This window comes from Streptomyces sp. NPDC054841, assembly GCF_053611045.1.
The window spans coordinates 1-5,226 of sequence record NZ_JBSGZO010000547.1 but is presented as its reverse complement, the minus strand read 5'-3'; the positions used below and the strand labels follow the sequence as shown (position 1 = coordinate 5,226).

Annotated in this window: 5 protein-coding genes; 3 read left to right on the top strand and 2 right to left on the bottom strand. The window is 71.3% G+C overall.

The features are described 5' to 3' along the window. Window positions 1-251: 251 nt before the first annotated feature. Window positions 252-1,877 (bottom strand): tetratricopeptide repeat protein, encoded by a 1,626-nt coding sequence (locus ACWGI8_RS38850; RefSeq protein WP_453668156.1) that lies wholly within the window; start codon window positions 1,875-1,877, stop codon window positions 252-254. Window positions 1,878-2,020: 143 nt separating this feature from the next. On the opposite strand from ACWGI8_RS38850, the gene ACWGI8_RS38845 reads away from it, so the two are divergent. Both ACWGI8_RS38845 and ACWGI8_RS38840 read left to right on the top strand, forming a co-directional pair. Further along, a complete protein-coding gene (locus ACWGI8_RS38845; protein WP_453668155.1) occupies window positions 2,021-3,388 on the top strand; it encodes an FAD-binding oxidoreductase in 1,368 nt (455 codons plus the stop codon). An 84-nt stretch (window positions 3,389-3,472) separates the two neighbouring features. Next, window positions 3,473-3,853 (top strand): VOC family protein, encoded by a 381-nt coding sequence (locus ACWGI8_RS38840; protein ID WP_453668154.1) that lies wholly within the window; start codon window positions 3,473-3,475, stop codon window positions 3,851-3,853. Window positions 3,854-3,943: 90 nt separating this feature from the next. On the opposite strand, the gene ACWGI8_RS38835 is transcribed toward ACWGI8_RS38840, so the two are convergent. Next, window positions 3,944-4,420, bottom strand: coding sequence for an SsgA family sporulation/cell division regulator (locus ACWGI8_RS38835; RefSeq protein ID WP_453668153.1), 477 nt, complete (start codon window positions 4,418-4,420; stop codon window positions 3,944-3,946). A gap of 274 nt (window positions 4,421-4,694) precedes the next feature. Here ACWGI8_RS38835 and ACWGI8_RS38830 point away from each other — a divergent pair. After that, the coding region (locus ACWGI8_RS38830) for a DUF2510 domain-containing protein (protein ID WP_453668152.1) at window positions 4,695-5,226 on the top strand (532 nt) is incomplete at its 3' end.

The window sequence follows — 5,226 nt, the reverse complement described above, 5'->3', positions numbered from 1 at the left end:
AGAAGCACCCCGGCGCTGTTCCGCGTCCTCGGGGCGGCGCGGTTCCCGCCTGGGCTCGGGAAGCGTCCCGGCACTTCCTCGCGTCCTCGGGCCGGCGTGTCTCCCCGCCCGCGTCCGGGGCTCGGAAGGAATACCCCGACACCAGCGCGCCCCGGCCGCGTCCGGGGTCCGGGGGCGTGGGGGCACCCCGCCAAGACGGGCTCGGCGCTGTGCCCCCGCCCCGCAGTCTCCGGGGCGGGGGCACGTGTTCGTCAGCTCTGCGACGGATCCGGCGCCGACGGCGCCGACGGCGTCGGGGACGACTCGGACTCCGAGGACTCGGAAGACTCGGAGGCCACCGGAGATTGGGAGGCCTCAGGGGCCTCGGAGGCCTCCGACGCCTCGCCCTCCTGGGACGCCTCCTCCGTGGACTCCCCCTCCGTGGACTCGCCCTCCTGGGACGCCTCCTCCCCGGATTCCCCGGATTCCCCGGATTCCGTGGATTCCTCGCCCTCCGAGCGCTCCGTCTCCGTCCAGGGCTCGCCCTCGACGTCCGCCGGGCCGCCCGGCGCGGGCTCGCCCAGCGCCGCGAGAGTCCGCTTCGCCGGCGCCACCAGCAGCGGGGAGAAGTACGGGTTGACGCGCAGCGCCGCCGCCAGATGCCGCCGGGCCGGGCCGTCCTGGCCGAGTGAACGCTCGATCTCGCCCCGGTGGTACAAGAACAGGGCGTTCCGCATGTCGAGCGCGGCGGCCGCACGCTTCGCGTACTTCAGGCCTTCCTCCGCCCGCCCCGCCCGGTACAGCGCCCATCCCAGTGCGTCCGACACGTACACACTCCGGTGACCGCGCTTCCACTCCTGCCCGAGCCGGGCCACCGCCGCCTTCGCGTTCCCGTGGTCCGCTTCGTACCGCGCGAGCGTCAGCTCCTCGCTCACGCCGTTCTTCCGCGCCTCCCGCGCGAACCTGCGCACGTTCGCGTACTGCGTATGCGCGTCACCGTCGAGCCCCATCGACTCGTACAGTTCGCCCGCCTCCAGCGCGTACTCCGCCAGCGGCAGCTTCTCCAGCGCGTCCTGGTAGTCCCGGAACGCCTCGTCCTTGCGACCCAGCGCCGCGAGTGCCCGCGCCCGCCCCGCGAGCGACGGATGGTGCCCGGTATCGATCTTCAGCGCCGTGTCGTAGTACCCGACCGCCTCCGTCGGCTCGCCACGCTCCCACGCCAGCTCGCCCAGCCGGTGCAGGGACATCGCCTTCTCCGCCGGGCTGCCCGAGTGCGTCATCGCGTCGTACGCCATGGCAGCCGCGTCCTCCGGCCGGCCGCGGTCGCGGTACGCCTGGGCCCGGCGCGCCAGGGCCGGGGCGGCGGAGGGCCGCAGAGCCACCAGTTTCTCCACGGCCTTCCGCGCGGCCGGGTACTCGCCGAGCCCGTTGTACGCGTCGATCAGCACCGGATAGGCCGTCCACCGCTTCGGCGCCCGCGCCCGCACGCTCTCGCCCCACCGCTTGGCCGCTCGGTAGTCCCGCTTCGCGTTCGCCAGCGCCGCCATCCCCAGTTGGGCGTCGACGTTGCCCTGGTTGCCCGGCAGCGCCGTAAGCGAACGCTGCAGCGCCTTGTGGGCCTTCGGGAAGTACGAAGAGTCCCCGGCCATCGTCCCCCGAGCCACGTACGCCGAACCGAGAACCGCCCACGAGTAGTCGTCGCCCGGGTGTCTGCGCAGCCACTTCTCCTGCTCCCCGATCAGTGTCGACAGCTCGCTCAGCGACGCCGGCGCCCCGACGCTCGCCGCGAGCATCGCCCGCGCCGCCGCGCCCCCCGCGGGCGGTGAGGCTTCATCCCTCTCGGGGCCGAACACCATGACCCCGCCGACCAGCGCTCCGGCGACCAACGAGGCGACCATGATATTCCGGATGTTTGGCGCATATCGTGTCTTCATGGCGTCACTGTGCGCCAGTGGTCGGTCAATACGAAGAGCACACTCGGCGGCGCGACGCGGATCGCGGACGGGTTCACACCGATGGCCCCGGGTGCAAGGCTGGGATCATGGACGAACTCCTCGCACGGCTGCGCACGGGTCTGCCCGCCGAAGCACTGATCACCGACCCGGACGTCACGGCCTCGTACGCCAACGACATGGCGAGCTTCTGCGACGCGGGCACCCCCGCCGTCGTCGTCCTGCCGCGCACGGTCGAGCAGGTCCAGCACATCATGCGCACCGCGACCGCCCTGCGCGTCCCGGTCGTCCCGCAGGGCGCCCGCACCGGACTGTCCGGCGCCGCCAACGCCTCGGACGACTGCATCGTGCTCTCACTCGTCAAAATGGACCGGATCCTGGAGATCAGCCCCGTCGACCGGATCGCGGTCGTCGAGCCCGGAGTCATCAACGCGACACTGTCGCGTGCCGTGGGCGAGCACGGTCTGTACTACCCGCCGGACCCCTCCAGCTGGGAGATGTGCACCATCGGCGGCAACATCGGCACGGCTTCCGGCGGACTGTGCTGCGTGAAATACGGCGTGACCGCCGAGTACGTCCTCGGCCTCGACGTCGTCCTCGCCGACGGCCGCCTCCTCAGCACCGGCCGCCGCACCGCCAAGGGGGTCGCCGGATACGACCTCACCCGCCTCTTCGTCGGCTCCGAGGGCAGCCTCGGCATCGTTGTCAAAGCGGTCCTCGCGCTCAAGCCGCAACCGCTCCAGCAGCTCGTACTCGCCGCGGAATTCCCCTCCGCCGCCGCTGCCTGCGAAGCCGTCTGCGCGATCATGGAGCGCGGCCACACCCCCTCGCTCCTGGAGCTCATGGACCGTACGACCATCCGTGCCGTCAACAAGATGGCGCAGATGGGCCTCCCCGACACCACCGAGGCGCTGCTGCTCGCCGCTTTCGACACCCCCGACCCCGCCCCCGACCTGGCCGCGGTCGGCGAGCTGTGCACGGCGGCCGGAGCCACCCAGGTCGTCCCCGCCGAGGACGCGGCCGAGTCCGAAATGCTGCTCCAGGCGCGCCGGCTCTCGCTCACCGCCCTGGAGACCGTCAAGTCCGCGACGATGATCGACGACGTCTGCGTACCGCGTTCCCGGCTGGCCGCGATGCTCGACGGCACGGCGGCCATCGCGGAGAAGTACGACCTCACCATCGGCGTCTGCGCGCACGCGGGCGACGGCAACACCCACCCCGTCGTCTGCTTCGACCACACCGACCCCGATGAATCCCGGCGCGCCCGTGAGTCGTTCGACGAGATCATGGCCCTCGGCCTGGAGCTGGGCGGCACGATCACCGGCGAACACGGCGTGGGCGTACTGAAGAAGGAGTGGCTCGCCCGCGAACTCGGCCCGGTGGGCATCGAGTTGCAGCGCGGCATCAAGCAGACCTTCGACCCCCTCGGCATCCTCAACCCGGGCAAGATCTTCTGAGACCTCCGGACCAGGACCAACGCCCGATGGTACGGACGCAACTCCCCGCATAGCGTGAAAGGACACGATGAAGAAGGAGGAGCCGTGTCCGCACGCCTTGACCACACCATCGTCCACAGCCGTGACCGCTTCGCCGGGGCCCGTTTCCTCACCGAGCTGATCGACGCACCCGAGCCGAAACCTTTCGGCCCCTTCGCCAGCGTCCCGCTGGCCAACGGAGTCACGCTCGACTACCTCGACGAGGGGGCGGAGACGGACATCGTCTCCCAGCATCTGGCGTTCCTCGTCTCCGACGAGGAGTTCGAGGAGATCCTCGGCCGGATAAAGGAGCGGGAGCTCCCGTACTGGGCCGACCCGATGCATGCCGAGCCGCAGCAGATCAACCACCACTTCGGCGGCCGCGGGGTGTACGTCGACGACCCCGACGGCCACTCCATCGAATTCATCACTCACACTTACGTCTGACCTGCCTGACCTGCCTGACCTGCCTGACCCGGGTCCGGCCCGAGTCCGATCCACCTCTGATCCGTGTCTGGTCCATGTCCGACCGTCGTACTAGGCCTCGCCGTCCTGAGCCTCGTCGGACGGCCACGGGTCGCGCAGATACAGATCGTCCGCCGGAGTCGGCGCGAGCAGCTCCGCCAGTCCGTCGTCGATTCCCAGCTGCTCCGACTCCGCCCCCGGAGGCACCGCCCGAAGCGTCCGCTCCAGCCAGGCGGACACCTGCGCGGAGGGTGCCTCCAGCAGGGCGTCGCCGTCCGGTGACGTCAGCGCGATCAGGATGACGCTGCGCCCCTCGACCTTGGTCGGCCAGATACGGACGTCGCCGTGCCCGCACGGCCGGAAGATCCCCTCGACCAGCAGTTCACGGGCGAAGGTCCAGTACACGGGGTGCTCGGAGCCGACATGAAAGGTGATGTGCACGGCGTACGGATCGTCCGTGCGGTAGGTCAGCCTGGCCGGTACTGGGGTGCTGTGTTCCGGCGACAGCACCAGCTTGAGCTCCAGCTCGCGTTCCACCACGGTGTGCATGAGAGTGCGACTTCCTTTCCTGGTACGAGGCCCTGGAGCGGGCCACGCAGGGAGAGAGCGCCTTCCCCGCCGACTATTACGCGACTTTCGCCATCAACTTCTCAGTGACATGGCGCACGACCGTGCCGGTGGGGCACAGCGGTACCGGAAAGTGGTCCTTAGGGCGGGATGGGCCCAGGCGCGCGCGGCGGTCTGATAGATGTGGACCCTTGAGTCGACGCCCTCGACGCCCTCGATACCCTCGACGCCTTCCAGGAGATACGGGACCACGGTGATGAGCGCCCCAACCCCGGCAACCGGCGATGGCAGCCCCACGCCCGGCTACTACCCCGATCCGTCCATCCCCGGATATGTCCGTTACTGGAACGGTGCGTCCTGGGTGCCGGGTACGAGCCGGCCGGCGCCGAAGGACGGCGATGCGATGCCGTCGCCGCCGCCCTCGGCCGCGGCGGCCGGCACCCCGGTCGCCCCAGCCGTCCCGTCGGTCCCGTCGGTCGAGGAGACCGGCCCCGTCTTCCTGGACGAGGACCCGGAGCCGTCTGCCGACGTCCGCCCCGAGCCCTCCTCCGCCTGGCAGGCCGACGCCTCCCGCCAGACCGGCTTCGGCGGCGACCGCGACCGCCGGGTCTCCTGGGGCTCCCCGGCGCAGGACCCCCGCGCGGGCAGTGCGCCGGGAGCCGGCACGGACAGTTCGGCCCCGGCCGCCGGCCAGGCCTGGGACCGGCCCGGCGACGTGGCGGCGGGCGGACGCCCGGACTCCCGCGCAGGCGGCGCGGCGGCGGCGCAGGACCCGCGCACGGCGGGGC